The following is a 24,964-nucleotide window of genomic DNA, read 5'->3' on the forward strand; positions in this document are numbered from 1 at the left end:
CCGGCCGGGAACCATCCCGGCCGGGCGGTTACATTCTGAAGGATTGGTCATGAAGGACGATCATCAGCGCGCGCAAATCCGCGCCGACATGGAGGACCTCCTCAAAGAGGCCCGCCGACAGACCCGCCGCGACTGGATGCCCTGGTTGCTGCTCGCCACTGCCCTTGCGGTGGCCGTCGCGTTGCTGCCGGTGTGGGTCCTGAAATGACGACGCTTATCCGTGCCGCAGCCTGGGCGGTCCTGGCGTCCCTGTCCTTCCAGCTTTCGAACGCCTTGGTCAAGGCGGTCGGCGCCACGCTGCCCTCCCCCGAGGTGGCCCTGTTCCGGGCCGCCGGAGGCGTGCTCCTGTTGCTGGTGGCATGGCGCGAACTGTCCGCGCTTCGCCGCCTTTCCGACCCCTGGATGCACGCGGTGCGCGGTGGGCTTGGCGTCCTGACCCTGCTGTGCCTGATGCACGCTTTTTCGACACTGCCCCTCGCCCTCGTCACCGCGGTTTATTACGGGCGCGTGCTGCTCATGATCCCGCTGGCCTCCCTTGCACTTGGCGAGCGCTCGCGCCCCACGCTCTGGCTTGCCGCCGCGGCGGGCTTCATCGGCGTGACTGTCGCCGTTCTGCCGAGTTTGCAGCAGCCGGAGCTGGGCAGCGGGGTTGCGGCCCTCCTCATCGCAACCGTCGCATCAGCAGGGTCGCAGGTGGCCGTTACCCGCCTGACCCGGAGCAACCCGCCGTCGGTGATCGTCGCCGTGTTCTGTGCGGTCTCGATGCTGGCCCTGACCCCCGCCGCCACCGCGGTGTGGACACCGCCCAGCTTTGCCGAGGCGGCACTGCTTGTCGGCATCGGGCTGGCCGGCGCCGGGGCACAGTATGCGGTCACCCGTGCCTATGCACTCGCGGGCGCCAGCTACGTCGCCCCGTTTTCGTACCTGGAAATCCCGGTTGCGGCGGCCATCGGATTCGCGATGGCCGGCGAGGTTCCGACCCTGCAACAGGCGGTCGGCTGCCTCCTGGTGGTGGCTGCGACGCTGTTTGTTACATCCGCGACCGCGCCACGACCAAGACGGGCAGTCCAAGTCGCATGACAATTTCAGCGTTCGCCTGCTGTTGATGCACGAATTTCGTTCGCTCGCCGCTTGACCGTCGCACGAATTTCGTGCAACGTCGGAGCCATGAACCCGCCGCCTTACGGGCGGCAGGTTGCGTTTCCTCCCTAGACTTCTCTGGCGGCTTGCCGGGCAGGCAGGCCGCCAGGGTTTTCTCGGAGGCTCCGACGGAAAGCCGATGCGTCGCCTCTGCCGCACCCTTCATACCCCGCGAACGCCGTTCGCCGCCCTACGAGGCGCGCAGCCGGGCCACCGCCGCCTGACAGAAGCGCTCGGCCTCCCGGCGCAACGCGGGATCGCCGCAGAACGCGGTCACCTCGTCCCGCATTCCCAGCCGCAGTTTTTCAATCTCCGCGACATTCAGCAGGGCCGGGCCGACCTGTTCGGCAAACCGGATATGGCGAACCTCCGCCATCGGGGCGGCAAGCTGCACGGCGATCCCGCGCTCGCCGGCGAAGTCGGCCTGCGCGATGACGCGTACGCCTTCGGCATCGGGCATGGCATCGCGCACCGCTGGCCAGACATCGCCCAGGACGAAGGACAGGCGGTCGAACCAGCCCTTGTCGGTGAAGGACTCTATTGGCTTCAGCCACACGGTGACGAACGGTCCCGCCCGCTCGACACGTTCCACATGAGTGCTGGACCGCTCCACCTTGCGCAGCGCCTCGGCCGCCCTGGCGGAGGCCGCCTCCTCGGCCCGCTGGGCGGCACGGCGCTCGGCATCAGCGCGCGGGGCCTCGCGAGCGACTTCCGCCCGCGCCTCGGCCACCGCCTCCCGCTCAATCCGTTCCTTGGCCAGCCGCGCCCGCTCTTCCGGGCTGAACGTGCTGCCCAGGGCGAACAGCGCGGCGACCGCCACCAGCCCATAGCCTCCGGTCGCCTTGAGGCGTCCGGGCTTCCAGCGCGCCGGCAGCACGGCCGCCGGGCGCACGGCACCAACCACCGCCGCCCCCGCCGCCAGCAGCGCGAGCAGAGCAAGAACCTCCTGCATCGTCATGAACTCCGGTTGTTCAGGGGCCGAACTTTACCCCGCTGGGCTGCGCAAGTCCAAACGCCCACCCGCCCCGCGGCATTTCCCCCCAGCAACGACAGAGGGTTCCATGGCTGAAATCGACGCTCGCGCCTACGAGGTTGCGTCCGTGGCGCAACTGCTGACGGTGAACAACGAAGGCGACGACCTCGCCAACGCCGACACCGATTACCGGCTGGTGATGGCCGCCATCACCGAGCACATCGGGGCGTACGGCGGCACGGCGACCGGCGAAGTGACCATCAAGTTCAAGATCGTGGCCGATGCGAAGGGCGTCGATGTCGCCATCGAGACGACGCGCAAGATGCCCAAGCGCCCGCTGTCGAAGGCCCGCTACTTCACCACCGGCAAGGGCGACGGCCTGACCCTGCGCAATCCGAACCGCGAGACCATGTTCCCCGGCCAAGATCTTGGCCGGCGGCGGTTCGGCGACCCTTCGTAACCCCTCCCCTCACCCACCAGGAGTCCCGTTCCGATGGAACCCACCGCGATCCCGGATGGCACCGCCATCCTCATCGACACCCTGCGCGGCCTGACCCAGGCCGAGCGCATTCCCTTGGATACGCTGGGAACCGCGCCGGCCGCCCTCGTCCTGCCGAAGGACAAGAAGCTGGAATCCCTGAAGCCGCTGTTCGACGCCTTCCGGACCGCGCCGCAGCGCATCGAGCAGACCGTCACCCTGGGCACGGCCGACAGCTTCATCGCCTATGTGTCCCGGTTCAAAACCCCGTCCACCTCGGTGTTCGTCGACGCCAACCCGGCCAAGCCGTCCATGGTCGCCGCCATCGACTGGCATGGCGTCCACAGGGACTGGCCCGGCGCGTCCCCCGACACCGGCAAGCCGGCCCTGGATACCTCCCCCAGCTTCATCACCCACAAGGCGAAGCACCAGTTTCCCCTGTCCGACGAGCTGGTCGCGTGGCTGAAGGCGATGAACGGCGACCCGATGAAACAGGAGGACTTCGCCTTCTTCCTGCAGGAACGGGAACGCGACATCGAGAACCCGCCGGTCGACTGGATGTGCGTCGACGAGGATACCGTCAAGGGGGTGATGCTGGCCCTGAACCTCGTGGACGACAAGGGGCCGCGCGACGATGCGGGCAACTACGTGATGCCCGACCCGGCCGAGTACGGCGAGGACGAGGTGTCCGAGGAGCCGGAAGACACTCGCTACATGCCGCGCAGCGCCCTGTACAAGCTGCGGAAGATCAAGTTCGCCCACGCCGAGCAGATGATGCGGCTGGCCGCCGGCATCGAGGTCGAGCAGTCCACCTCGGTGAAGCAGGCGTTCGACCCGAAGTCGGGCAAGCGCACGCTGATGTTCAAAGACGACAACGACACCCGGATGGATGGGCGCAAGGTCACCATCCCCGACATGTTCTTCATCAACATCCCGGTGTTCGACGGTGGCGCCCGCCACCTGCTGCCGGTGCGGCTCTACTTCCGCATCAAGGGCACCCAGGTGGTGTGGATGGTCGAAGTGGTCGACATCCGCCGCATGATCCGCCACGCGGTGGAGACGGTGGCCACCCGCGTGCAAACCGAAACCGGCACTCACGTCTATTGCGGCGTCGCGGGCCTCTGAGCGCCTGCGCACCAGGACCGGAGGCAACCCCGCCTCCGGTCCGCCCCTGAAAAGCAGAGGTCATCATGGACACCCCTTCCAACCCCGGCAGCGCCGGGGAACACCCCGACCTTGCCCAGAAGGGAGCGCCCTCGCCGCTCGGCGTCGCGCTCAAGGCCCGGCGCACCGAACGGGCCTTGAGCCAGCGGGCACTGGCGCGCGCCAGCGGCGTGCCTCAATCGGTCATCAGTGCCCTGGAGACGGGGGCCAACGCCACGGCGGAGCCGGCGACCGTCGAAGCGCTTGCCGGCGCCCTGGATTGCGCGCCTGACGACCTGACGAGCGCACCGCCACCACCGGAACCCACTCCCGCCCCCGCCGATACGCCGCCGGCACCCCAGGCGACCGGCGCCCAGCTCATCCCGCACAGCCGGCTGAAGCGGTCGCACCTCAACCCCCGCAAGTTGTTCGACGACGCTGCGCTGGACGATCTGGCGGCCAGCCTGCTGGCGGACGGCATCCTGCAGAACCTGCTGGTGCGCGCCGATCCCGAGGTCCCCGGTGACTATCTGGTCATTGCCGGAGAGCGCCGCTGGCGGTCCGCCGGGCGCAACATCGAGCGCGGCCACTGGACCGCCGACCACCCCATCCCCTGCCTTGTCGTCGAAGCGGACGAGGTCAAGCATCGCCTCTTGGCTATCGTGGAAAACCTGCAGCGTGTGCAGGTGGACCCGCTCGACGAGGCCGAGACCTATCGCGAAATGCTGTCCTACGGCGAGTGGGACACCGCCGCCATCGCGGGCGCCATCGGCAAGAGTTCGCGGCATGTGCAACTGCGGCTCGCCCTGCTGAACCGCCTCGACGAGACCGCGCAGCAGGCCCTGCGCACAGGCGAAATCAACCTCGCCGCCGCCCGCGCCCTGACCGCCGCGCCGCTCCCTCTGCAGCGGGAGCTGCTCGACCGCATTTCCCGCGGCGACCCCAGCCTGCGCCGGTCCGAGGATATCGCCGCCCAGATCAAGGCCAGCCTCTTTCCAGCCAGCCGGGCGCTATTCCCGCTCGAAAGCTACCAGGGCGAAACCAGCTCCGATGCGATCAACGGCGAAACCCTGCTGCTCGACATCGAGCAGGCGCGCGAGCTTCAGCAGGCAGCCATCGACCGGACGGTGGAGAAGCTCCGCAGCCGGTTCGATTGGGTGAACGTGATGCGCCACAACGACTGGTGGGAGCCGGGCGGTGGTGACCGGATCATCTACGCCGCCGACCGGCCGGACAGTGCCGGCGCCGATCTCCCGCGGGGTGCGGTGGTGCGGGTGGGCGGCAACCTGGAAGTCAAAATCTTCAAGGATCTTGTGGCGGTTGCCCGCCCCTCCTCCCCCGCCGTCTCGGCGCCCGACGATGGCCAGCCCAGCGCGCCGGCCGACAACACCGCCAACTGGCAAGCCGCCTTTCCGACAACCCACACCGCCGCTCCCGCCCCGCCCGACCCGGTCGGCGCGGTGTCGATCGAGCGGCGAATCCTCGCCAAGCGCGCCAAGACGCGGGCGTTGCAGACCGCCCTGTTCGTCCACCCGGACGCCTGGATGCACCAGTTGATCCTGGCCCTGCTTGGCTGCCGCGACGTCTGCGGCATTGCGGCGCCGCCGCCGCGGTGGGAGACGGCGGTGGTCGCCCCCGAGGTCAGCGCGGTGCTGCGCCGCTTCCGCGACCAGCTCGGCGGTGACGACGCGTTCTTGCCGATGAGCGACGAATGGCCGTACCTGTCCCTGGCCCGCGACGATGAGCACAGCACGTCGACCACGCTCGCGGCGCTCGCCCTTCTGCCTCACCTGCAGGCGTTGCCGGCAGACGAATCCCTCCGCCTGTTGAGTGCCTTGACCGCGAGCCGCTGCTCCACCCCCTGGATCCCGATGCGCCCGAACTTGGGGGACGAGCCGCTCGTTCTAGCCGCTGCGACTGCCGTCGGCGCCGACATCGGCCTGTCGCCCTCCCCCATCGACGAAACCTATCTCGACGAGTTGACCGCCGATCAGCTCGAACGGCTGGCCTGGGACATCGGCGCCACCCGCGACATTGAGGCATTCAGCGCCCTCAACAAGAAGGAGCGGTTCCGCCTCGTCCTCGATTTCATCGCGGCGAACGACGTTCGGCATGTGCCGGCGGAAATGACGTTCGGGACGGCGAGCGACATTGAGACGGCTCTGCTGTCCGAACCAGATGACAAGCCGGAAGAGGCTTCCACCTGCACCATCACGGGGCTGCCGAAGGAGGTGCCGGCGGAGGCCATCGGGCAACTCGCGGCGGCGGTGGCAAGGCTGCCGGAGTTCGGCCGGATCCTCCTGCCGCTCGAAGCACGGGGCGCGACCCTCTCGCTAATGAAGCAAACCCACGGCGAAGCCCCGGAAATCTACACTGCCGCCTCCTTCGATGACGGCTTCAAGCGGGTCGCCATTGCGGACGCCAAGCCCAGCCACATCGCCTCTTTCATCCGCGTCTGGCTGGAGGAAGTTCAATGACGGAGGTTGTCCGCGTCACCCACGGCGACGGCAAGCTGCCCAACCTTGCACTGATGAAGATCGTTCATTGGCACAGGACGCGGGGCGATGATGTTGTGTTCACCTGGTCTGCTGAAAGGGACCTGTTGGACCGCCCACACTACGACCGGGTGTACGGCTCATTCACATTCAGCACCAGTGCCGACAAGGTGTCTCGGTTTCGGGCGACGTGGCCAGACGCCATCATAGGCGGAACCGGCTCTAGCACGCCAATTACGGTCGAACAGATCATCGGCCTGCCGGAGTACGAGCATTACGATTACAGCGTTTACCCTGCCGAAACGCGGTCCATCGGCTTCACCGCACGGGGTTGCAGGCTGTCGTGCAAGTTCTGCGTTGTTCCCACCAAGGAGGGGCGACCTCGCTCCGTCAACACCATCGCCGATATCTGGCGTGGCGGCGATCTCCCCCGTCACCTGATCCTCTTGGACAATGATTTCTTTGGTCAACCGGCGGAACAGTGGCGAGCGAGAATCCGCGAAATCGCCGAGGGCGGGTTTCGCGTTTGCTTTATGCAGGGCATCAACACGCGGCTGATCGATGACGAAGCCGCTGAGGCACTTGCCTCCATTCAATACTACGACGACGGCTTCAAGCATCGGCGCCTCTATACGGCCTGGGACAACCTCAAGGACGAGCAGGTCTTTTTTCGGGGAGTGGAGCGCCTGGAGCGCGCCGGCATCCGCCCATATCGCCTGTTCGTGTACATGCTCGTCGGTTTCGACAAGCACGAAACCTGGGCGCGCCTCTTCCACCGCTTCAACCGAATGGTGGAGCGAGGACTGTTGCCGTACCCCATGGTCTACGGTGATCGCACCCGAACGCTCCCGCTAGGCGGATGGAACGAGCCGATTGAACACCGGACTCTCGGCGAGTTCCAGCGGTGGGTGATTCGTGGCGCCTATCGGGCCAACCCACCCATTCCCTTCCGCGATTACGACGTGAGCGCCAAAGGCCCACGCGGGATCCGGCATCCCCAGCTATTCGAGGAAGCAGCATGACGCTCAACAGCGCCATCGAATGGACCGACAACAGCCTGCCGCTGGTGACCGGGTGCCGGAACAAGGGCGCGGGCTGCAAGAACTGCTACGCCGTGCCCTTGGCATGGCGGCTGGCGCACAACCCCCACCCCGCCCTGTCCGAACGCTATGCCGGCACCGTCGAGAAGCGGCCGGACGGCACGCTGGTGTGGACCGGCCGCGTGAACGTGAACCTCGATCAGCTCAACGCCATCCAGTCGGCGCGCAAGCCCCAGGTCTGGTTCGTGTCCCATGTCGGCGACCTGTTCCACGACGACGTGCCCGCCGCGGTCGCCGATGCGCTGCTGACCGTCGCCGCCCTGAAGCCGGAGCAGCGCATCGTCATCCTGACCAAGCGCGTGCATCGGATGGCGGAGCTGCTGACGGCCGGGCCGAAGCCGCTGGCGAATGTCTGGCTGGGGGCGTCCGTCGCCAACGACAGCGACGCCGCCGAGGCCGCCGAACCGCTGGCCAGCCTCGCCGCCGCCGGCTGGCAAACCATCGTCTCCTATGAGCCGGCCGTTGGTCCCGTCGATTGGGGCCGGCATGGCTTCACCTTTCTGCGCGGAATCATCTCCGGAGGAGAGACAGGGGGAAAGGCACGACCGACCCACCCGGTCTGGCATCGCGATACCCGCGATTTCTGCCTCCGCCACGGCATTGCATTTTTCTTCAAGCAATGGGGTTCGTGGCGCATCTTCTACGACCGCGATGTGGATGACCCGGACTGGCGCCGCACGCCTCGCGTCGACGGGCAGTTCGGACCGGGTGCCAAGCAGTATCTCAATCTGGCCGGCGGGATGGGCTTCCATGGGGAGCGTCTGATCGCGGCGGTCCATGTCGGCAAGAAAGCCACCGGGCGCGAGCTGGATGGACGGACCTGGGACGACCTCCCCTGGCGGGCGGCAGTCTGATGGACGGCTCGGCACCCATCCTCATCGACCCGTCGCGCTTCACGGCGGCCTCGGTCCGGACCGTCCTGGCCGCCGACCTGTTCTGCGGCGGCGGCGGCACCAGCACCGGATTGAAACAGGCCATCGCCAGGAAGGGGATGAACCTGCAGCTTGTCGCGGTGAACCACTGGTCCGTCGCGGTCGACACGCATTCGACGAACCATCCGGACGCCGTCCACTATTGTCAGGATCTCGCCACGCTGCGCCCGCTGGTCGCGGTGCCGGGCGGACGCCTGGACCTTATGGTGGCCAGCCCGACATGCACGTATCACAGCCGGGCGCGCGGCGGTCGGCCGACGAGCGACCAGCAGCGCCAGGACCCGTGGCACCTGCTGACATGGCTGACGGAACTCCGCGTCGCTCGGATTTTGGTCGAGAACGTTCCTGAGTTCGTAAAATGGGGGCCGGTCGATCCGGCTACCGGACGCCCCATCAAGGAACGCGAGGGCGAGTATTTCCGGGCATGGGTGCGCGCGCTGGAAGCCATCGGGTTCGTGGTGGAGTGGCGCATCGTCACCTGCGCCGAATATGGCGACGGCACCACCCGCCAGCGGTTCCTCCTGATCGGCCGGTCGGATGGCCTGCCGCTGCGCTGGGCCGCCAAAACCCATGGCCGCCCCGGAACTCCCGGCCTCCGGCCGTGGCGCACGGCCCGCGACATCATCGACTGGCGCCGGAAGGGCCGCGACGTCTTCGGCCGCCCCGTGCCGCTGAAGCCGAACACGTTGCGCCGCATCATGGTGGGCGTTGAGCGGCATTTCGGCGGACTGGCGCCGGCCTACCTTGCGGCGCTCGATCTCGAACTGGCACGCTCGATAGCCCGGTGGGGCGACAAGACGAAGGAGAAGGCCGGACGCAAGCGCCGGCAGCCCGGCAGCGTCACCACCCCGGCCTTGATCGAACTGCGGGGCACCGCCTGCGCCCACCCGGTCGACAACCCGGTGCCGGGCATCACGGGAGGCGGCTACCATCTCGGCGTCGTCTCCCCCGAGGCCGAACCCTTCACGATGGGCCAGCATTCGGGGAGCGTGGCCCGGCGCACCAGTCATCCGCTGATGACGGTCGCCGGAAAGGGGGCGATCTCGCTGGTGCAGCCGTCGCTGAACGCGGTCGATCCCATCCTGCTGCACGTCAACCACCAGGGCGAGGCGGCCCGCCTTCTGCCGGTGAACGACCCTCTGCCGACCGGCACGAGCAAGCGCGGGATCGGGGTGGCGACGGCGCTCATCGCGCCCTATTACGGCTCCGGATCCGGCGAAACCTGCAAGCCGGCGACCGAGCCGCTCGACTCCCCGACCACCAAGGCCCGCTTCGGCTTGGTCGAACCGATCCTGGTTCAGATCGACCAGCATGGCAGTTCCGGACCATGCGTCCGCCCGACCTCCCAGCCAACGCCGACGCTCATCACCAAGCAAAATCTGGCCGTCGCCGAGCCGGTCCTGGAACCGGCCGCGCCGTTCATCTCCGTCTACAACGGCCCCAAGGGCGACCAGGTGCGCGCCAGCCGGCCGGCGACGGCCCCGCTGCCGTCCCCGACCACCGAACCGCGCTTTGCGGTGTGCGAACCCTGGCTCGAGGCCACCATCGCCGGCAGCGAGGAGCTGCAGCATCTGGCCGAGCAGCGGCGCCTCACCGTCATCGACGGCGTGCTGCACGTCATCAAGCTCCCCTTCCGCATGCTGTTCAACGACGAGCTGGCCCGCGCGATGAGCTTTCCAGAGGGCTACGAGTTCCGCGGCAAGCAGGTGGAAGTCACCAAGCAAATCGGGAACGCCGTCCCCGTCTACACCGCCGAAGCCCACATCGCCGCGCTCTTCGAGGACTGACCCATGCCCGACGATACCGTCTCCCGCGACCTCTATGACGATGCCGAAGCCGAGTGCGAACGGCTGCGGAAGATCATCCGGTGGTGCGCCGAGCGCCTGCCGGCGGAGCACCATCCCGCCCTGCAGGTGCTCTTCGACGACGCGGTCGTGCCAGATCACACCGACGACCTGGAAGCGGACCTCGCCCGCGCGCAGACGCTGATGCGGAAGCTCGCGGAGCAGCTCCACCCCGTCTTCTACACGCGCAGGCTCCCGAAGGGCTGGCTCAGCGTCACCCAGGATCTCTTCGTGCAGGTCAACGCCTTCAAACCCTCCCACCCCCTCCTCCGCCCCACCATTCAAGGAGTCTCCCGCCCATGATCCGCTTCGTCGAACCGGTGTCGGCGCTGATGGAATGCGCCCTCGCTGAGTTTCCGTCCCTGTCCACAAAGGTCGTTCTGGTGTCCGGCATGGCCGAGGCCGAGGGCGCCTGGGGGCAGACGTGGTGGCCGGACGAGTCCGGCGAGCTGCACCCCGAATGGGAAGACGGCATCACCGCGCTCGTCCAGATCGATGCCGGCGCCCCCTATCACGCCATGCCCGACATCTTGGCCCATGAACTGGCCCACGTCGTGGCCGGGCCGGACGGCGGACACGGCGATGTTTTCGCCGACGCCTATCTCCGGATCCACGCCGCCTTCTGTCGCGCCCATGGCGAGGAGCCGACGGCCGAGATGCTGGCGGAACTCCACGAACTGATCGAATGCGCGCGGACCGGGCGGGCCTTCGGCACCGAACCGGCACCGGCCCCCGTGCTGATGAGCGCCGAAAATCCGGACGGGTGGAAGCTGGAGAAGCTGCTCACCCAACTGATGGAGGAGCTGCTCGCCAAGACGAAGAAGATCGCGAACGACGTTCGCCCGGCGGCCCGCATCGTCCATCGGAACAACCTGCGCATCATCCAGCACTTTCATCAGGCCGTTACCCTGCAGTGCGAGTCCATGAGCGCCCTGGCCACCGTCGCCCCGGATCCAGGGCCGGAAGGCACCCCGCGCATCGGGGTCCCCGATGCCACGCCGCCGGCATCGCCCACCATGCCGGGTGCCCCGGCCATCCCGTGTCTGTGCCTCTCCGAACAGGACGCGGCGGGCTGCGTGTGCAATACCGACGAACGGGCTTTGCGCGCTTGGGCCTACAACGGTCACGCCATTCCGATGACGGGCGAACAGCGGGCGTGGTGCGCCTATCAGGTGCGCTCTTGCGGCGACGCCACCGACCAGCCCGACAGCTTCGACGATCACACCGACGAACAGCTCGCCCGAGCCGTGCTGTCCGGGTGGCAGGACTTCGCCTGCGACAAGGGCCTGCTCTGACCCGCCCGCCGAGGAGGCCCTCCATGTCATCCCTGCCCCGCTTCCCTGGCGAGCGCCTCACCGCCTTCCAAGCCAAAGTTGCGCAGATCGAAGCCCAGGGTTTGCCACCCTCCGAACGCCGCCGCGCCCTGGAAAAGCTCCGCGATGAAAGCGGCGTCACCTCGCTGAATTTCCGGCCCTGGACCCTCCCGGCCGATGCTGTTCGCTCGGATGAAGAGGTGCGCGAGCGTCGGCGGAAGGCCAACGCCAACCGTCGCCGCCGAACCGAACAGGCTGCCTGAAGGAGCCGACATATGACCGTCTACGTTGACGACGCCATCCACCGGTTCGGCCGCATGCTGATGTGCCACATGTGGGCCGATACGGAGGAGGAGCTGCTCGCGATGGCCGACCGCATCGAGGTCGCGCGCAAATGGATCCAGGGCCACCCGACCCTGTCGCACGGCAAGCACCGTGAGGCGTCCTGGGTCCATTTCGACATCGCCAAGGGAAAGCGCGAACTGGCGCTGCAGGCCGGCGCCATCGCCACCGACCGTTACGGCCCGGTGGAGCACACCGCCCGCCTCGACATCGCGTCGGGCGACCCGGCCCGCGTTGAGCGAGGCAAGACGATGCTCGCCCGTGTGGCGGCCATCCGCGAGCAGAACGCCACCCAACCGACGCCGCAGGGGAGCCTGCTATGACCGACCTCTTATCGCGCCTCGAATGGGCGCACGACGATCTGGCCGACGACTTGGCGTGTCACATCGGGCGCTCCAATCGCCTCACCTTCACCGACATGCAGCTCGGCCCGTCGGGCAGCCCGCGCCCGGACGTCTACAGCCTGCCGACCACCTACAGCCGTTTCTGCCCCATCGCCTACGAATGCAAGGTGTCGGTCTCGGACTTCCGAGCGGACGTGACCGCCGGCAAGTGGCAGACCTACCTGCCCTTCGCGTCGGCGGTCGTCTTCGCGACACCGGCCGGGCTGATCAGCGCGAAGGAACTGCCACCCGGTTGCGGCCTGATGGCGCGCGGCCCGAACGGCTGGCGCATGGTCAAGTCGCCGACCCTGCGGCCGGTGGAGAACCTGCCGCTCGCCGTGTGGCAGAAATTGCTGTTCGATGGGATCGAGCGGGCCGAGCGCTTTCGGAAGGCCGAACCGCGCAAGGCCCACGACTGGCTGGTGCGCGACCGCATCGCCCGTGAGTTGGGGGCTGATGTCGCCGCGCTCTTCACCCATCGCGAGGCCATCGGCAAGGCCGCCAGCGAGATCGCCGGGCTGATGGGAAGCGCCCAGGGCGCGTCCTTTGCCGGCGCCGCGGACCGCGAGACCCGCTGGCATGCGTCCAACCTGTCCCACGCCGTCTCCAACGTGGTGGGCGTGTGGCGCGACCTCGCAAAGCTGCTCGGCCTCGAGTCCGATTGGCCGAGCTACCGGGACCTGAAGGAGGTGAAGGACCGGCTCGCCCGCCTCGATCCCCGCACCGCCTCAGCCGCCGCCATCGAGGCGCTCGACCGCATCCGCCACCAGCTCGACCGCACGCGCCGCGAACTGGCAGGCGCCGACGAGGAGACGGAGGGCCGGCGCGATGCAGACTTTCTTTGAGGACTTCACCCTCGACGATGGACGCAAGGCCACGGTCGTGTGGGGCTGGAGCGGGCGCGAGGAATGCGTCCTGGTCGAAAGCGCGTGGGAGACCGAGAGCGAACAGCCCATCGAACTGAGCGAAACCGAGAACGAGCGCTTCGACCGGCAGGTTCTCGCACTCGACCCGTTCCCGCCCCATGAAGTTTGGGAGGATTGAGGCCATGAACCTGCTCGAACAAATCATCGCCACCGAAGCCAAGTTGGCGCAACTCCGCCAGCAACTCGCCGCAGCCCCCTGCGCTGAGGTTGGCCATCGCTGGAAACATGTCGGCGGAGCGAATGCCGGTTGCGGCCCCGACTGCGGGTGTTCGGTGCCTGTTCATCGGTGCGAGGCGTGTGGCGATTGCGACTATGGCGAGAACGAGGAAGCAAGGGAGAAGCTTGCCGCCTGCGCCGCCGAACGAGCCGAGACGGGGGAAGTCGATGCAGCCTGACCGGACCACACCCAGGCGGATCCAGCGCAGCCGCGCCAAGGGCTGGCGGATGCCGGCGAACGCCATCTATGTCGGGCGCGGCACTCCCTACGGGAACCCGTGGCGGGTGGGGCAGCGCGGCGAGCCGGAACCTCGCACCGGCCCCACCGATGACAAGCGTTATGACCTCGGCGGCGGCGGCTACCTGCGCGCCTTCAATCCGCCGATCAAGATCCACCTCTTCCCGGCTCCGCTGACGGCCGAGGATGTCGTCAGCCGCTACCGCGCGCACATCGTCGAGACGGTCGGGGTGGAACGGATCCGGCACGACCTCGCCGGCCGGGATCTGGCGTGCTGGTGCAAGCCAGGGGCGCCTTGCCATGCCGACGTGCTGTTGGAGATCGCCAACGGTCCGGATGCCGCCTTCTGACCAGGTGGGGCGTCGGGTTAGAGTTGCTCGCGCGCCCACACCAGGAACCTCTGCGACCTCTCCATCTCGCCGCGGAGGAATTCACGAAATCCGGGCTGCCCCTGGCACGGCGGGTCGGAGGGCTGGACGTGGCAACCCAGCTTTTTGCAGCGTTCGCACCGCGCCCTCCTCGCCAGCATCACCAGGGATGTTCCCGGCCCGGCGCGACGGATAACCTCGTCGATGGGCTTGGCCACCCAATGCTCGCACTTGCGGCCCAGGTGGTAGGAGCCGACGCACCAGAACTCGATGAACTGGACGCCCTGCCGCTTGAGCGTGTCGAGGGCTTGCCAGCCGTAGGTGGTGGTGGCCGTCGCGGGGACGGGGTCTTTTGGGTTCGGCTGCGGCATAAGAACAAAACTAGAACTTTCCTCCGCCTCCGTCGAGTCCGGCGAACGTCGTTCGCGACCGCCCCGAACCGTAGATAGGGGCTTATCTACGGTTTGCGCGGCTGCCGGCGGGCGCGTCCTGATCTACGGTCACGGGCGTTGCGGCGTGAAATGCCGTCATTTCACCGGCCCGGTCCTGGCTGCCGGGCCGGTGACGGGCTTTCATGCCGGCCTTGCGGAAGGAGACGAAGCATGGACAGGACAGTCAGGCTGATCATGGCGGTTGCCGCCCTGCTGACGGCGGCGGCCCCCTATCTCGCGGCGCCGGTTTCTCGGTGGCTGTCCGGGCTTCCGACGCCCTGAGACGCCGCTACCGCATGGCCTTGACCACCCCCGCGCAGATGAAGAGCGCGAGCGCCGGAGCATAGAGCCAGGGGGTCTGGAGCATCTCGGACACGCGGCCCTCGGCCACCTCGCGGGTAATGGATTCCATCGAGACGGGACCGAGGGTGAGATAGGCCAGCCAGCTGCCGATGCGGATGGCGCCCTCGTTCACCAGGAGGTGGGAGGCGAACAGCGGGGCGGCGGCGGCGATCATGACGCCGGCCACGCAGAGCGTCCAGGGCAGGGTTGGGTCGCCGTCGCTGCGCAGGACGACGGTCATGCCGGCGGCGAGGATGAGGGTGCCCAGCGCGAGGGCGCCGACATTGACGTTGAGCCAAGCGGCGAGGTCGGTGCCGAAGGCGGCGAGGGCGAGGAGGCTGACGGCGATGGTGATAGCGATGGCCTTCAGGTCTTCGGCGTAGGGCATGGCTGTTCCCGTGTTCGGTTCGGTGGCGGCCATGATATGCAACCGGCGCCCTGTTGGCGACTCGGGCTTGCGCGAACGTCGTTCGCCGCGCCGCCCCCTAGATGTTGAGTCAAGTGGACAAGAATCCTTTGCGCCACACACGCGGGGATCGTGTTTGTGTCCCATAACCTCGCGCACAGCCTAAGCCCTTGAAGAGTCTGCCACAACCTGAGCGCCGAATGAGTCATATGGAAAACCCGCCCGCACAACCGGAAGCGAGGGGGAGGGGGCACTCTTGGAACGGGGATCACCACACCCGCAGCCGCCCCGACCGGAACGCCGCCTCCGCCGCCGCAGCCACCGCCTGCGGGCTGGCCTCCCGCATCGCCACCGTGTCACTCACCGCATAGAGGTCATGACGGCGATACCGGCGCCCGCGCCCATACTCCACCGCCGCGAAGGGCGCCGCCCCCTTGGCCAGCTTGCGCCCGGCCTCGGCCCATTGCGTCTTCGTTTTCAACGTCGCCGGCACCTCATCCCACCAGCCGAACACCCGGCCGCGGAGAGCCTCGTCCACCGGCCCCGCCGGCAGCGCCGGCCGCTCCTTCGGGATCATGTGGAAGGCGTAGACCGCCGCCGCCCGGCGCTCGGTTTGCACCCGCCGACGTCCCTCCCAAAACCGCTGGGCGGCCATAAACTGCGCCGTCGTCGGCTCCGGAATGGTGGTGGTGGTGACGCGGCCCCAGGGGACGTCCGGATCCGGGAGCATCCGCTCGCGGCCCCACACCGCCTCCTCCGCGTCCAGCAGCTCCAGCCGCTCTTCCCAGGCGCGGGTGTTGGTCAGCCGCTCCAGCCGCTGCCGGTGCAGGGCCTCCACCCCGCGCCCGACCAGCAGCACGACGAGGCTCCACGCCTCCCCCGTCCCCGGATCCGCACAGTAAGCCCGCACCGGTTCACCACCGTCCAGCCGCGGCGCCAGCTCCGCCGCCACCCCGCGCGGCAGATGGCCGAGCATGTGCTCGTTGCGCCACCAGATCTCGACGGCGTTGGCGTCGGCCGGGTTGTCGGGTGCGCGGACAAGGCCGAGACGGTCACCGGGCGCCGGCATGACCCGGCCGTCCAGCCCGTCCGGACCATCATAGCCATAGAATTGCAAGCCCGCCGCCGCCACGCTGGCCCAGCATTCGGAGTCGTCGGACAGCCCGGTTTCCAGCCCGAGCGCCGTATCGGCATAGAGGGAAAGATCGAGCGTTTCCAATGCCTCCATTGCCTCCCTCATTGGTGCGCGTGGTGACGGTCGAGTGTGGCACACCCGGTTGGCGTGTGCCACGGCCCGGCACCAGAGGCCGCCGGGCCATGGCACGTCACCAAGGTTCAAACGAAGCCGTCTATTCCACACCCATGCCAGCCGCCAACCCGTCGCGCCGACCAGCTTCGTAAGCCGCCTCCAGCGCCCGCCGCAGCCCCCACACCGACACTTCGTGAAAGTCCAGAGAGTCGGACCTGCGCTCATCCAGCGTGTCCACCCCAAGCTGGGTCCGGGCAATGATGCGCAACTGTTCGTTCATCGTCTTCGTTCCCTTGGTTGGGGGGCGGGGCCGCAGCCCCGCCCGGTCCTGGTCAGTGATGCAGCGCGTCCAGATCCCGGAGCGCCGTGCGTACCCACCGGACCCAATCCCGCCGCTCCGCCGAGAACCGCGCCTCCAAGTGTGCGGTGATGATTTCGGCGGTCAGCTCCGTGCCGGCAAAGGACAGGTCGTCGGCCAGATGCCGGCCGAAGCGGGTGTCGAGAAGGTCGCGGGTACGGACCGCGCTCAACTCGAAGCGGGCGGCCAGGAACCGCGAGGCCGCTTCCCAGGCAAGCTCCACCGGGTAGCCGTTGCGCTCGGCCGTGCCCCAGAAGCCCCAGGTTTCGTTGTTGGTGGCGAGAACCGTATCCATGCTGCCCTCCGTTTGTCTTGATGCATATTTATATGCACAAACGCGCCCTCTGTCCACCTTTTTAATGCATATTTATATGCATCTTTTTGCTTGCGCGGCGGGCTGATGCTGCATATAAATATGCATATCAACCACGGCGGAGGACGCGACGAAAGCAACGATGAGCAGCCGGGAGGTGATCAGCCTCCTCAAAGCCGACGGGTGGCGCGAGGTCAGCCACGAAGGCTCACACAAGCACTTCAAACACCCAACCAAGGAAGGCCGCGTCACCGTTCCAAGCCCTGCCAGAGACCTACCGCCCGGCACCATCAAGAGCATTGAGAGGCAGTCAGGCGTGAAACTCCGGTAAGGTCCCAGCCCCGCCCCACCAGGGCGGGGCACCCCACCCCATCCTATGAAAGACCCCCGCATGGCCCGCTCACCCAACACCACCACTGCCTACTACCCCATCATCCTGGAGCGCACCGACGACGGCCTGCACGCCAGCTTCCCCGACTTCCCCGGCTGCATCGCCTTCGGCGTCAGCAAGGCCGCGGTAGCCGCCGACGCCGAGGCCGCCCTGGCGTTGCACTTGGTCGGCATGGTCGAAGACGGCGCCGCCATCCCCGCCCCTTCGGATATCGACACCGTGCCCACCGACCCCGAAGTCGAGGAAGCCGGCCGGCTGCTGGTGCGCGCCGAACTGCCGGGCAAGGCCGTCCGGATCACCATCACATTCGAGGAGAGCCTGCTGGCTGCCATCGACGCGGAGGCCACACGGCGCGACACCACCCGCGCCGGCTTCCTCGCCGGGCTTGCACGTCGGGAACTGGCGCAGCAGGCGCGATAGTGGCGAACGTCGTTCGCGCGGACTCTTGTGACGCCCCGTCACTCGAGTCCGCCTGCGGCCCCAGCACAGGCAGAGCGACCTCGCTGCGACTCGAGTCGGAATAGCCTCTAAGCCACCCACCGATTCGGTTCTGACCTATCCACAGGCACGCCGCGATATCCCACGGACTCCTGTGACGGCATATGCGGACTCTTGTGACGCGACTCGCCCTTATCCCGCGGACTCTTGTGACGAATCGAATAGTTGAATCCGAATAGGTTCGAATAGATTGCGTCACAAGAGTCCGTATTGACCCCAGCGTGTCCGATCCAGCATGGTCGGCCACGTCAGTCCGCTGACTTCGGAGCACCCATGATGGGTCAAATACACCAACTGATCCTGACCCACGGTCACGAAGAGGCCCGGCGGCTCGCCGGCACCGAGGAGCGCCGTTACGTAGACCTCGCTGCCGCCTTCATGAGCGCCGACCTGACCGGCATTGGCACCACTTACACCGGCTTCTGCATGATGGGCCTCCCTCACAAGGCCCTAGGCGACAGCGAACCGTGGGAACGCAAAGGCCCACGCATCACGCTGCTTATTGAACCGGGACACCTCTATGAGAACGGAGAGCGCAAGCTCTACGGCGTACCCTATGGTAGCCGCGCCCGCCTCATTCTCATCTATCTTCAAACCCAGGCCATGCGGACAAACTGTCCCGAAATCGAGCTTGGACGCTCCATGCGCGAATGGATGGAGCGGATGGGTGTGCAAACCGGCGGGAAGAACTACCGCGACGTTCGTGAGCAAGCAAACCGGATCTCGGCCTGCACCCTGTCCTTTCACTGGGGCCGGTCAAAGGACCATGCTCCCGGATTCAGAAAGGACAACATCGTTGAGGGCGGCATCCAGCTTTACGACCAAGGCGACGATGACCAGCCCAGGCTATGGGTGGACACCGTTCGGCTATCCGACAAGTTCTTCGCCGAGTTGAAGAACCATCATGCGCCGTTGGTTGAAGCGGCTATCCGCCAGATCTCGAACCAGTCGCTGGCCATCGACATTTATACGTGGCTCGCTTTCAGGCTGCACTCGCTCGAAACAGACACCCCCATCACGTGGGCCGCGCTCCATGGCCAGTTCGGGGCAGGGTACAAGCTCCTGAGACAGTTCCGCGCCCGCTTCCTGGAAAGCCTGAAAGCCGCCTTGGCGGTGTATCCGGAGGCTCGCATTTCTGTCACCGAGCAAGGGCTTACCCTGATTCCGTCGCCGCCACCCGTCCGACCGAAAGTCACCGCGTTGGCCTGAGCGTCACAAGAGTCCGCGCGAACGACGTTCGCGAGATCCTTGCCTGATAGCCACGCAACGCCCTATCAATCCCTGCCGTCAGCCCAGCGCTTTGCGCGGCGGTGAACGGCAAATGCTGCACAGGTGCAGCATTTCCGAGAGGCCACTATGAACATCATCACTGTCCTCGGGCCGAAAGGCGGAGGAGGAAAATCCACCTGCGCCCGCAACATCGCCGCAGCCGCAGCGCAATCGGGCCTGTCGGTGACCGCCCTCGATACTGACCCTCAAGGCACGCTCGCAAGGTGGGGCGTCACCCGGAAGGCGAACGCCGACCTCCCCGTCGTGACGGTGCAACATATCGCTATCGCGACCGCCCCGGAGGCCCTCAGAAAGTTGGCGAGCGACCTTGTGATTGTCGACACACCGACAGCCATCGAGGAACACCCCGAAGCCTTCAAGGCCCTGGTGCTCGCATCATCGCTGGTGCTGATTCCTGCCCGTCCCAGCCTCGACGATGTGGTCAGCGTTGCGCCCTTCGCCCAAGTTGTCCACGACCTGAAGAGAGATGCGGTCTTCATTCTGAACGCCGTGAAACCGCGCGTAGCAGAAACCGACGGCGCCCGACGACACCTGTCCGCTTATGCCGACGTCTTGTCAGCCGCCCTGCCAGACTCTGTCGATATCCAGCGCGCCATGGCCCAAGGGGAGGGAATCACGGAGAGAGGCGGACGCGGAGCCGACATCGCCAACGCACTATGGGCGGAGCTTCGCCGCCGTCTGCGCCTGTCAGGAGGGCAGTCATGAGCCGGAAAACCACCAACAGCTTCGCCGGCTTTCCGGTTCCAGCGGCGCACGACACGCGCGCCGTGTCCCTTGCCGACGCAGCGGTCTCGCTGAACACGGCCGGAGACTATCAGGCCGAGATCTCCCGCCTGTGGGCCGACGCACAAAGGCGCTTCGTCGAGATTGGCCGCCGGCTCAACGAAGCCAAGGAACGTTTGCCGCATGGCGAGTTCCTGCCGATGCTGGCTCGCGACCTTCCCTTCTCCCGGTCGGTCGCCAACCGGTTGATGGCAGTTGCAGCGGCAATGGACGAGGGAGTCGTCCCACCCCGCGCCCTCCCCACCAGCTACAGCGTGGCCTATGAGGTGGTCACCTTGCCGCGGGAGAAGATCCAGCAAGCCATAGACGCTGGCCAAATCCACCCCAACATGACGCGCGCCGAAGCACTGGCGTTGAAGCGCGTGGGGGAGGAGGCCCCCCCCTCCCCCACCGAGGACATCCAGTCCGAATTGGAGCGGCTCCTGGCAGAGCAGGACCGCATCGCCAACCGTATCGCCGCCTTGAAGGCTAAGCTGGCAGAAACCTGAACCCAGCCCTCAGCAAGCGGCCTCCCCTTACCCTTTCTCACGAGCCGGCCGCCAGCCGCATATCCTGGCGCCGGCCAGATTATGGGCGAGCACCTGCTCCGCCGTCCCATCGGTCAGCACATCCGCCTTGCTGGTGTAGATGGGACGGAACGCGGTGCAGCCGCCCTCAGTCGCGGGACCAATCCCCGCGCAGCCGGTCAGCAGCAGAGCCAGGGCCAGCCCGGCGAATATCGTCCTCGACCTCATGACGCACCTCCACATTGTTGAGAGCTTGCCGGGTGTTTTCGGCTTCCACCTCGGCCCGGCCCGCACGCCGCTGGGCCTTGCCGAAGGTGAGGAGGGCGAGCGCGATAGCGCCCGCCCCCAGGACGTAAGGGCCGAGCCGCCCCCACAGGACCGCCAGCATCAGGCCGCCGCCTTCCGGTGATCGTCGAAGCGGCGGTAGAGCATGACCGCGACCGCGACCGCGAGCACCCCGGCCACCAGCCAGCCCGCGCTGACGGACACCGCCGGCAGCGTGTCGAGGAACTCGCGCACCGCACCCGAGGCATCGCGGGCCTGCTGCGCCGCCACCGTCACGCCGGCCAAGGTCAGGCCGCCCGTGCCCGCCTGGACGGACACCGACTTGGCCAGCGGCTTCATCTCCTTCGGCGGCTCGACCGCCTGGGGCATCGGCTGCACCTGCAAGGCGGTGCGCCAGTCGCCGCCCCGGAACATCGTCTCTTCCGCATTCCGGCGGGTGACGAGGCCGGGCATGGTCACCTTGCGGCCATCCACCGTCGCCTTGACCCACTGGTCGAAGGCAGCGGCAGCGCCCTCCGTATCGCCCGCGTTCAGCTTCTTCAGCAGGGTCGAACCGGCCAGCCCGCCCGTGTTGTATTCGAAGCTGCCGAGGGCCTCCCGCTGATAGGCCTCGAGCGGCACCGTCACCAGGGCGTCCACCCGGCGCATGCGGTTCTCCAGCTCAATCGACAGCAGCCGCTCGGCCTCCGCCCTGGTCAGCCCACCCGGCCACCGCCGCCGGTACTCCGCCATGGCGGCGGCCCGGTTGCCCTTGCCGCGGAGCTGCGCGCCGGACTTCGGGTCGGTGAGGGTCAGGCCGTAGCCGACCGTCCAGACCCCGGCCGGGCACAGCATCGGCTCCAGCTCGTCGGTGGAGCGGTCGCCGTCATGCAGGCTCTCGAAATGCTTCACCATCGCCAGAACGGCGGCGGACAGCGGGGCGGCGGTGCCGCCCGTGACTTTGGCTTTCATCGAACTCTCCAAAGGTGGAAACAGGAAGGACTCAGGCGGACAGAGCGGCGAGCGACGCCCACTGGACGGCACCCCAGCCGATCTCGGCCCAGGCGGTTTCGGCATCGACCGGACGGCGTTCGTCGTTCCGCCAGCCGGCGGGAACGGGCAGGCGCCAGCCGATCCAGTAGACGAGGGCGTGCAAGGGGCCGAAGGCGACGGCCCACCACAGCCAGGGAGCGGCAGCCCAGGCGCAGGGGGCGACGGCGAGCGCGACGCGCACCACCCCCACCAGGGCCATGCCGACCGCGCGCAGGGCGGGGCGGTCGTCGGTCACCGGCCAGATCATCCCGAAGCCGTGCGGGATGAGGAGGCCCAGGAAGGCGGCGAGGGCGGTCGCCGGCCACAGCCACAGCGGGCCGCCGGACAGCCACCAGAGGAACCCGCCGGTCGGCAGGCACCAGACGAGCCGGGCCGCCTGGGTGCCGTGGATGGGCACCGGATCCCAGCCGCCGCGGACGCGATACAGCACACCGCCGGCCACCGCAGCGGCCACGGTCAAAAGCAAGATTTCCATGTGCAGGAACTCCGTCAGGAAAGGAGGTCAGGACTCGTCGTCCGAGTCCTCATCATCCTCATCGTCGTCATCGTCCTGACCGGGCGGCTCCGCGGTGATCGAGGTGGTGTAGCCGCTGTTGGTCAGGGTGTGGGTGGCCCGCGTGATGACCCAATCGCCCCCGTCGACGCCCGTGCGGAAGCCGGACAGGGTGAGGGGGGCCTCCGCCACCAGGGCGGGGTTGCCGGTCGCCTCGATCTCGGCAGTCCGCTCCCCGCGCTGGGCACGCTTGAGGCCGGCGGCGGCGGCACGCTGCGCCTCGGCCGCCGACGCATAGGTGTGTTTCAGGGTCTGGGACGGCTCGCCGGATCCGGCCTTCACCTGCTGCAGGTCCCCGCCGTCGCCGTCATGCCATTGGGCGATGACCTGTTTGTAGGCCGCGCGCTTGGCGACCTTCATCGACCACCGGGCGCAGTCCTTGGCGGCAAGCGCGACCGCCGGCATCGACTTGCCGCTGGCCGTCTTCCCCTTCCCTTCGCCCACGAAGAGGAGCTTTCCGGAGGCCGGCTTGACGACGGCGCCATTCTCCTTTGCCAGCCGCCGCAGCAGGTTGATGTCGCTTTCCTCGGTCTGGTCGAGATGCGGGATCTCGATCTTGTCGAACTTGCTGCCGACCACGGCTTCGAAGCCGTGCTCTTTCGCAATCTGCCGCACGACCGCGCCCAAGGTGGTGTCATGCCAGGACCGGGACTTCGGCGCCTTGATGCGGCCGGGCGCGTCGCGGTCCAGGCTGTCGGCCGCCTTCGCCGAGATGGAGAAGCGGCGTTCCGGTCCTTCGAACGACAGCTCGTCCACCACGTAAACGCCCATGTCCACCGGGCCGCCGGTTTCGAGCCAGCCGATGCCGATGGTGAGTTGCGCCCCGGTGGGCGGGACCTCGAACACGGCGTCGCGGTCGTCGAGCACGATCCGGGCGGTGTCCGACGTGCTGCCGGCTTCGTCGGTCACTGTCAGCGAAATGAGCCGATCCTTCATGCGGGCGGTCACGTCCTGGCCATCGGCCAGGATGCGCGCGACAGGAGTCCAATGGTCGCTCATCGGCTCAATCCCACAAACGCCGCAGGGCAGGCGCCGCCGGCTCCGGCAGGTCGGGCAGGGTGACGCTGGTGCCGGCCGGCAGGCGGGCGCCCAGCGCCTCGAGGCCGGGATTGGCGGCGAGCACATCGGGCACCAGCCCGGTGCGGCCATAGTGGCGCCAGCAAATCCAATCCAGCATGTCGCCGGCCTTTGCGGTGTAGACGATCATGCCGCCCACCCCGCCCCGGCTTCGCTCGCGGCCTTGGCCGCGTCCGCGATCTGCTTGGCGTCCGTCACCACCGACGGCCCGAAGATCTGTTCCAGCGCCTCGTCGCGCAGCAGGCCGCTGCGGTTGGCGGCATCGACCACCGACGCGACCGCGGCGGCGGCATCCGTCTTGAACTGGCTGGTCAGCGCCGCCCGGTCCAGGCCAAGAGACGACAGCGCCGCATCGCCGACCCGCTGCGCCAGCCCCTTGCCGCCGTTGACCACGGTGCCGAGCTGCGATGCCATCGACTGCAACGTGCCGGCGGCCTCGCTCGCACTCACCCCCGCGGCGGCAGCAGCCTGGGCGATGGGCTTCACCGCCTCGGCCGCCTTCGCCTCGCTGATGACGGAGGCCGCCTTCGGGGCGCTCGCCTTGACGACGCCCTCGCTGCCGACCTGATCATCCTCGCCATACGCCTCGATGGTGAGGCTGAACTCCTGTTTGCGCGGCACGCCGTCGGAGAGGTGGTAGGAACCGGTTTCTTCGACGCGCGTGATGCACCAGCGGCCCAGCACGTCGCCCCGGCCGCTGACCATGGTGAGGGGCTTGCCTGCCCCCGCCTCCTTCCGCATCGCGTCCAACTGCCCGATGCCGCCCCGGTTCAGCGGATAGACGGTGCCGGCGAGCGTGATCGATTGGGAGCCGGGGCCGATGAACTGCATCGCTGGCGCCCGGCCGATGCGGTCCGCCTTGGCCCAGCGGAACTCATCCTGCCGGCGGAGAGTGTCGTAAGCGGCGGCGGCCACCGAGAAGCGGTAGTCGCCAAGCCCGAGTAGCACGGATGGCATCGGTCCTCCGTCAGTGATCGTAGAGCGCAGCGGCGCGGCGGGCGGTTTCCTCGCGAACGGCGTTCGCGACACCGTCCCGAACCTTCGCCTCAATCACCGGGCCAAGCTCCGTCTTCGCGGCGGCCAGGATGCTGGCGAGGTCGGGATGGGCGGTCATCTGGATGTTGACGCCGACGGTAACGGCGAGCGGCTGGGGAGCCGGGGCAGGGCGGGGCGCCGGCTGGGCCGTAGCGGCGGCAGCCGCAGCCGGGGCGGCGGTGGGCGGAACCGGTGCGGGGCGCGCGACCGCTCCACCGATTGCCACCGCGGCCGGCGCCGGAGGCGATGCACCAGGTGCGGACGGAAGGGCCTGCGGTGCGGCGGGTCCGTTGTTCACCACCACCGTGGCTTTCACCGCACCGGGGCGGTTGTCGTTGACGGCAGCGCCCGGCTTGGCGGGAGGAGCCGGCGGCTCCTCCTCCCCGCCGAATGCCCCCAGCGTCAGCCAGTTCGCCGCCTTCTTCGCCCAATCGAGCTTGCTCTTGATCCACTCGACACCGGCACCGACACGTTCGGTGACCTGAGTCCAGATGGCGTCGAAGGTGGCGGCCATGCCGCCCCAC

At 67.8% G+C, this 24,964-nt stretch carries 33 protein-coding genes and 1 pseudogene; 21 read left to right on the forward strand and 13 right to left on the reverse strand.

Annotated elements, in window-relative coordinates:
* Positions 1-49 precede the first annotated feature (49 nt).
* Positions 50-208: a hypothetical protein gene (locus FZ029_RS33210; protein WP_188052085.1), complete on the forward strand. Its 159-nt coding sequence runs from the start codon at positions 50-52 to the stop codon at positions 206-208.
* Positions 205-1,080, forward strand: coding sequence for a DMT family transporter (locus tag FZ029_RS28010; protein ID WP_149272958.1), 876 nt, complete (start codon positions 205-207; stop codon positions 1,078-1,080). Before FZ029_RS33210 ends, FZ029_RS28010 begins: the two co-directional genes overlap by 4 nt.
* Before the next feature lie 250 nt (positions 1,081-1,330).
* Here FZ029_RS28010 and FZ029_RS28015 read toward each other — a convergent pair whose 3' ends face one another.
* Positions 1,331-2,092: a hypothetical protein gene (locus FZ029_RS28015; RefSeq protein ID WP_149272960.1), complete on the reverse strand. Its 762-nt coding sequence runs from the start codon at positions 2,090-2,092 to the stop codon at positions 1,331-1,333.
* A gap of 109 nt (positions 2,093-2,201) precedes the next feature.
* Here FZ029_RS28015 and FZ029_RS28020 point away from each other — a divergent pair, with 109 nt between their 5' ends.
* The 14 genes from FZ029_RS28020 (at position 2,202) to FZ029_RS28085 (ending at position 13,873) form a co-directional block, all read left to right on the forward strand.
* The gene (locus tag FZ029_RS28020; protein ID WP_149272962.1) at positions 2,202-2,573 is read left to right on the forward strand and encodes a hypothetical protein; all 372 of its coding nucleotides are present in this window, start codon (positions 2,202-2,204) and stop codon (positions 2,571-2,573) included.
* Between the two features lie 33 nt (positions 2,574-2,606).
* Positions 2,607-3,716, forward strand: coding sequence for a DUF2303 family protein (locus FZ029_RS28025; RefSeq protein WP_149272964.1), 1,110 nt, complete (start codon positions 2,607-2,609; stop codon positions 3,714-3,716).
* Positions 3,717-3,781: 65 nt separating this feature from the next.
* The gene (locus FZ029_RS28030) at positions 3,782-6,211 is read left to right on the forward strand and encodes a ParB/RepB/Spo0J family partition protein (RefSeq protein WP_149272966.1); all 2,430 of its coding nucleotides are present in this window, start codon (positions 3,782-3,784) and stop codon (positions 6,209-6,211) included.
* The gene (locus FZ029_RS28035; RefSeq protein ID WP_149272968.1) at positions 6,208-7,251 is read left to right on the forward strand and encodes a radical SAM protein; all 1,044 of its coding nucleotides are present in this window, start codon (positions 6,208-6,210) and stop codon (positions 7,249-7,251) included. Before FZ029_RS28030 ends, FZ029_RS28035 begins: the two co-directional genes overlap by 4 nt.
* A complete protein-coding gene (locus FZ029_RS28040; protein ID WP_149272970.1) occupies positions 7,248-8,183 on the forward strand; it encodes a DUF5131 family protein in 936 nt (311 codons plus the stop codon). Before FZ029_RS28035 ends, FZ029_RS28040 begins: the two co-directional genes overlap by 4 nt.
* Complete coding sequence (locus FZ029_RS28045; protein ID WP_149272971.1) at positions 8,183-10,048, forward strand: DNA cytosine methyltransferase; 1,866 nt, start codon at positions 8,183-8,185, stop codon at positions 10,046-10,048. Before FZ029_RS28040 ends, FZ029_RS28045 begins: the two co-directional genes overlap by 1 nt.
* A 3-nt stretch (positions 10,049-10,051) precedes the next feature.
* Positions 10,052-10,408: a hypothetical protein gene (locus tag FZ029_RS28050; RefSeq protein ID WP_149272973.1), complete on the forward strand. Its 357-nt coding sequence runs from the start codon at positions 10,052-10,054 to the stop codon at positions 10,406-10,408.
* Positions 10,405-11,400, forward strand: a complete 996-nt coding sequence (locus FZ029_RS33215; protein WP_188052086.1) for a hypothetical protein — start codon at positions 10,405-10,407, stop codon at positions 11,398-11,400. The genes FZ029_RS28050 and FZ029_RS33215 overlap by 4 nt, the downstream gene beginning before the upstream one ends.
* Positions 11,401-11,423: 23 nt before the next feature.
* The gene (locus FZ029_RS28060) at positions 11,424-11,681 is read left to right on the forward strand and encodes a DUF4604 domain-containing protein (RefSeq protein ID WP_149272974.1); all 258 of its coding nucleotides are present in this window, start codon (positions 11,424-11,426) and stop codon (positions 11,679-11,681) included.
* A gap of 12 nt (positions 11,682-11,693) precedes the next feature.
* Positions 11,694-12,083: a DUF4031 domain-containing protein gene (locus FZ029_RS28065; protein ID WP_149272976.1), complete on the forward strand. Its 390-nt coding sequence runs from the start codon at positions 11,694-11,696 to the stop codon at positions 12,081-12,083.
* Positions 12,080-12,988 carry an MmcB family DNA repair protein gene (locus FZ029_RS28070; protein ID WP_149272978.1) on the forward strand — a complete coding sequence of 303 codons (909 nt, stop codon included), beginning with the start codon at positions 12,080-12,082 and terminating at the stop codon, positions 12,986-12,988. Before FZ029_RS28065 ends, FZ029_RS28070 begins: the two co-directional genes overlap by 4 nt.
* Positions 12,972-13,187 carry a hypothetical protein gene (locus tag FZ029_RS28075; RefSeq protein ID WP_149272980.1) on the forward strand — a complete coding sequence of 72 codons (216 nt, stop codon included), beginning with the start codon at positions 12,972-12,974 and terminating at the stop codon, positions 13,185-13,187. Before FZ029_RS28070 ends, FZ029_RS28075 begins: the two co-directional genes overlap by 17 nt.
* A gap of 4 nt (positions 13,188-13,191) precedes the next feature.
* Complete coding sequence (locus FZ029_RS28080) at positions 13,192-13,464, forward strand: hypothetical protein (protein WP_149272982.1); 273 nt, start codon at positions 13,192-13,194, stop codon at positions 13,462-13,464.
* Complete coding sequence (locus tag FZ029_RS28085) at positions 13,454-13,873, forward strand: DUF4326 domain-containing protein (protein ID WP_149272984.1); 420 nt, start codon at positions 13,454-13,456, stop codon at positions 13,871-13,873. Before FZ029_RS28080 ends, FZ029_RS28085 begins: the two co-directional genes overlap by 11 nt.
* 17 nt (positions 13,874-13,890) lie before the next feature.
* Here the strand turns inward: FZ029_RS28085 and FZ029_RS28090 are convergent, their stop codons facing one another.
* From FZ029_RS28090 to FZ029_RS28110, 5 genes are all read right to left on the reverse strand, one after another.
* Positions 13,891-14,262 (reverse strand): hypothetical protein, encoded by a 372-nt coding sequence (locus FZ029_RS28090; RefSeq protein WP_149272986.1) that lies wholly within the window; start codon positions 14,260-14,262, stop codon positions 13,891-13,893.
* A 349-nt stretch (positions 14,263-14,611) separates the two neighbouring features.
* Complete coding sequence (locus tag FZ029_RS28095) at positions 14,612-15,052, reverse strand: hypothetical protein (protein ID WP_149272988.1); 441 nt, start codon at positions 15,050-15,052, stop codon at positions 14,612-14,614.
* A 286-nt stretch (positions 15,053-15,338) separates the two neighbouring features.
* The gene (locus FZ029_RS28100; RefSeq protein WP_188052087.1) at positions 15,339-16,298 is read right to left on the reverse strand and encodes an HIRAN domain-containing protein; all 960 of its coding nucleotides are present in this window, start codon (positions 16,296-16,298) and stop codon (positions 15,339-15,341) included.
* Between the two features lie 121 nt (positions 16,299-16,419).
* A complete protein-coding gene (locus tag FZ029_RS28105) occupies positions 16,420-16,599 on the reverse strand; it encodes a hypothetical protein (protein WP_149272991.1) in 180 nt (59 codons plus the stop codon).
* 52 nt (positions 16,600-16,651) lie between these two features.
* The gene (locus tag FZ029_RS28110; RefSeq protein WP_149272993.1) at positions 16,652-16,972 is read right to left on the reverse strand and encodes a hypothetical protein; all 321 of its coding nucleotides are present in this window, start codon (positions 16,970-16,972) and stop codon (positions 16,652-16,654) included.
* Between the two features lie 160 nt (positions 16,973-17,132).
* On the opposite strand from FZ029_RS28110, the gene FZ029_RS28115 reads away from it, so the two are divergent.
* From FZ029_RS28115 to FZ029_RS28135, 5 genes are all read left to right on the forward strand, one after another.
* The gene (locus FZ029_RS28115; RefSeq protein ID WP_149272995.1) at positions 17,133-17,321 is read left to right on the forward strand and encodes a type II toxin-antitoxin system HicA family toxin; all 189 of its coding nucleotides are present in this window, start codon (positions 17,133-17,135) and stop codon (positions 17,319-17,321) included.
* Positions 17,322-17,381: 60 nt separating this feature from the next.
* Positions 17,382-17,801 (forward strand): type II toxin-antitoxin system HicB family antitoxin, encoded by a 420-nt coding sequence (locus tag FZ029_RS28120; RefSeq protein ID WP_149272997.1) that lies wholly within the window; start codon positions 17,382-17,384, stop codon positions 17,799-17,801.
* 351 nt (positions 17,802-18,152) lie between these two features.
* Entirely contained in the window at positions 18,153-19,088 is a 936-nt protein-coding gene (locus tag FZ029_RS28125; RefSeq protein WP_348771139.1) for a replication protein RepA, read from the forward strand.
* Between the two features lie 147 nt (positions 19,089-19,235).
* Positions 19,236-19,874 carry a ParA family protein gene (locus FZ029_RS28130; protein ID WP_149272999.1) on the forward strand — a complete coding sequence of 213 codons (639 nt, stop codon included), beginning with the start codon at positions 19,236-19,238 and terminating at the stop codon, positions 19,872-19,874.
* Positions 19,871-20,440 (forward strand): DUF3102 domain-containing protein, encoded by a 570-nt coding sequence (locus FZ029_RS28135; RefSeq protein ID WP_188052088.1) that lies wholly within the window; start codon positions 19,871-19,873, stop codon positions 20,438-20,440. Before FZ029_RS28130 ends, FZ029_RS28135 begins: the two co-directional genes overlap by 4 nt.
* A 166-nt stretch (positions 20,441-20,606) precedes the next feature.
* Here FZ029_RS28135 and FZ029_RS33220 read toward each other — a convergent pair whose 3' ends face one another.
* The 7 genes and pseudogenes from FZ029_RS33220 to FZ029_RS28170 all read right to left on the reverse strand — a co-directional run.
* On the reverse strand, positions 20,607-20,846 hold the full coding sequence (locus FZ029_RS33220; protein WP_188052089.1) for a hypothetical protein: 240 nt from the start codon (positions 20,844-20,846) through the stop codon (positions 20,607-20,609).
* The gene (locus FZ029_RS28145) at positions 20,846-21,694 is read right to left on the reverse strand and encodes a lysozyme (protein ID WP_149273004.1); all 849 of its coding nucleotides are present in this window, start codon (positions 21,692-21,694) and stop codon (positions 20,846-20,848) included. The genes FZ029_RS33220 and FZ029_RS28145 overlap by 1 nt, the downstream gene beginning before the upstream one ends.
* A gap of 31 nt (positions 21,695-21,725) precedes the next feature.
* The gene (locus tag FZ029_RS28150) at positions 21,726-22,250 is read right to left on the reverse strand and encodes a hypothetical protein (RefSeq protein WP_149273006.1); all 525 of its coding nucleotides are present in this window, start codon (positions 22,248-22,250) and stop codon (positions 21,726-21,728) included.
* Between the two features lie 27 nt (positions 22,251-22,277).
* Positions 22,278-23,327 carry a contractile injection system protein, VgrG/Pvc8 family gene (locus FZ029_RS28155; protein ID WP_188052090.1) on the reverse strand — a complete coding sequence of 350 codons (1,050 nt, stop codon included), beginning with the start codon at positions 23,325-23,327 and terminating at the stop codon, positions 22,278-22,280.
* A 4-nt stretch (positions 23,328-23,331) separates the two neighbouring features.
* Positions 23,332-23,535, reverse strand: a complete 204-nt coding sequence (locus FZ029_RS28160; RefSeq protein ID WP_149273010.1) for a tail protein X — start codon at positions 23,533-23,535, stop codon at positions 23,332-23,334.
* On the reverse strand, positions 23,532-24,362 hold the full coding sequence (locus tag FZ029_RS28165) for a phage tail protein (RefSeq protein WP_149273012.1): 831 nt from the start codon (positions 24,360-24,362) through the stop codon (positions 23,532-23,534). Before FZ029_RS28165 ends, FZ029_RS28160 begins: the two co-directional genes overlap by 4 nt.
* A gap of 10 nt (positions 24,363-24,372) precedes the next feature.
* Positions 24,373-24,964 (reverse strand): annotated as a pseudogene (locus FZ029_RS28170) (hypothetical protein); the annotation flags it as partial.

This window comes from Azospirillum sp. Sh1 (assembly GCF_008365135.1).
Taxonomy (GTDB): domain Bacteria; phylum Pseudomonadota; class Alphaproteobacteria; order Azospirillales; family Azospirillaceae; genus Azospirillum; species Azospirillum oryzae.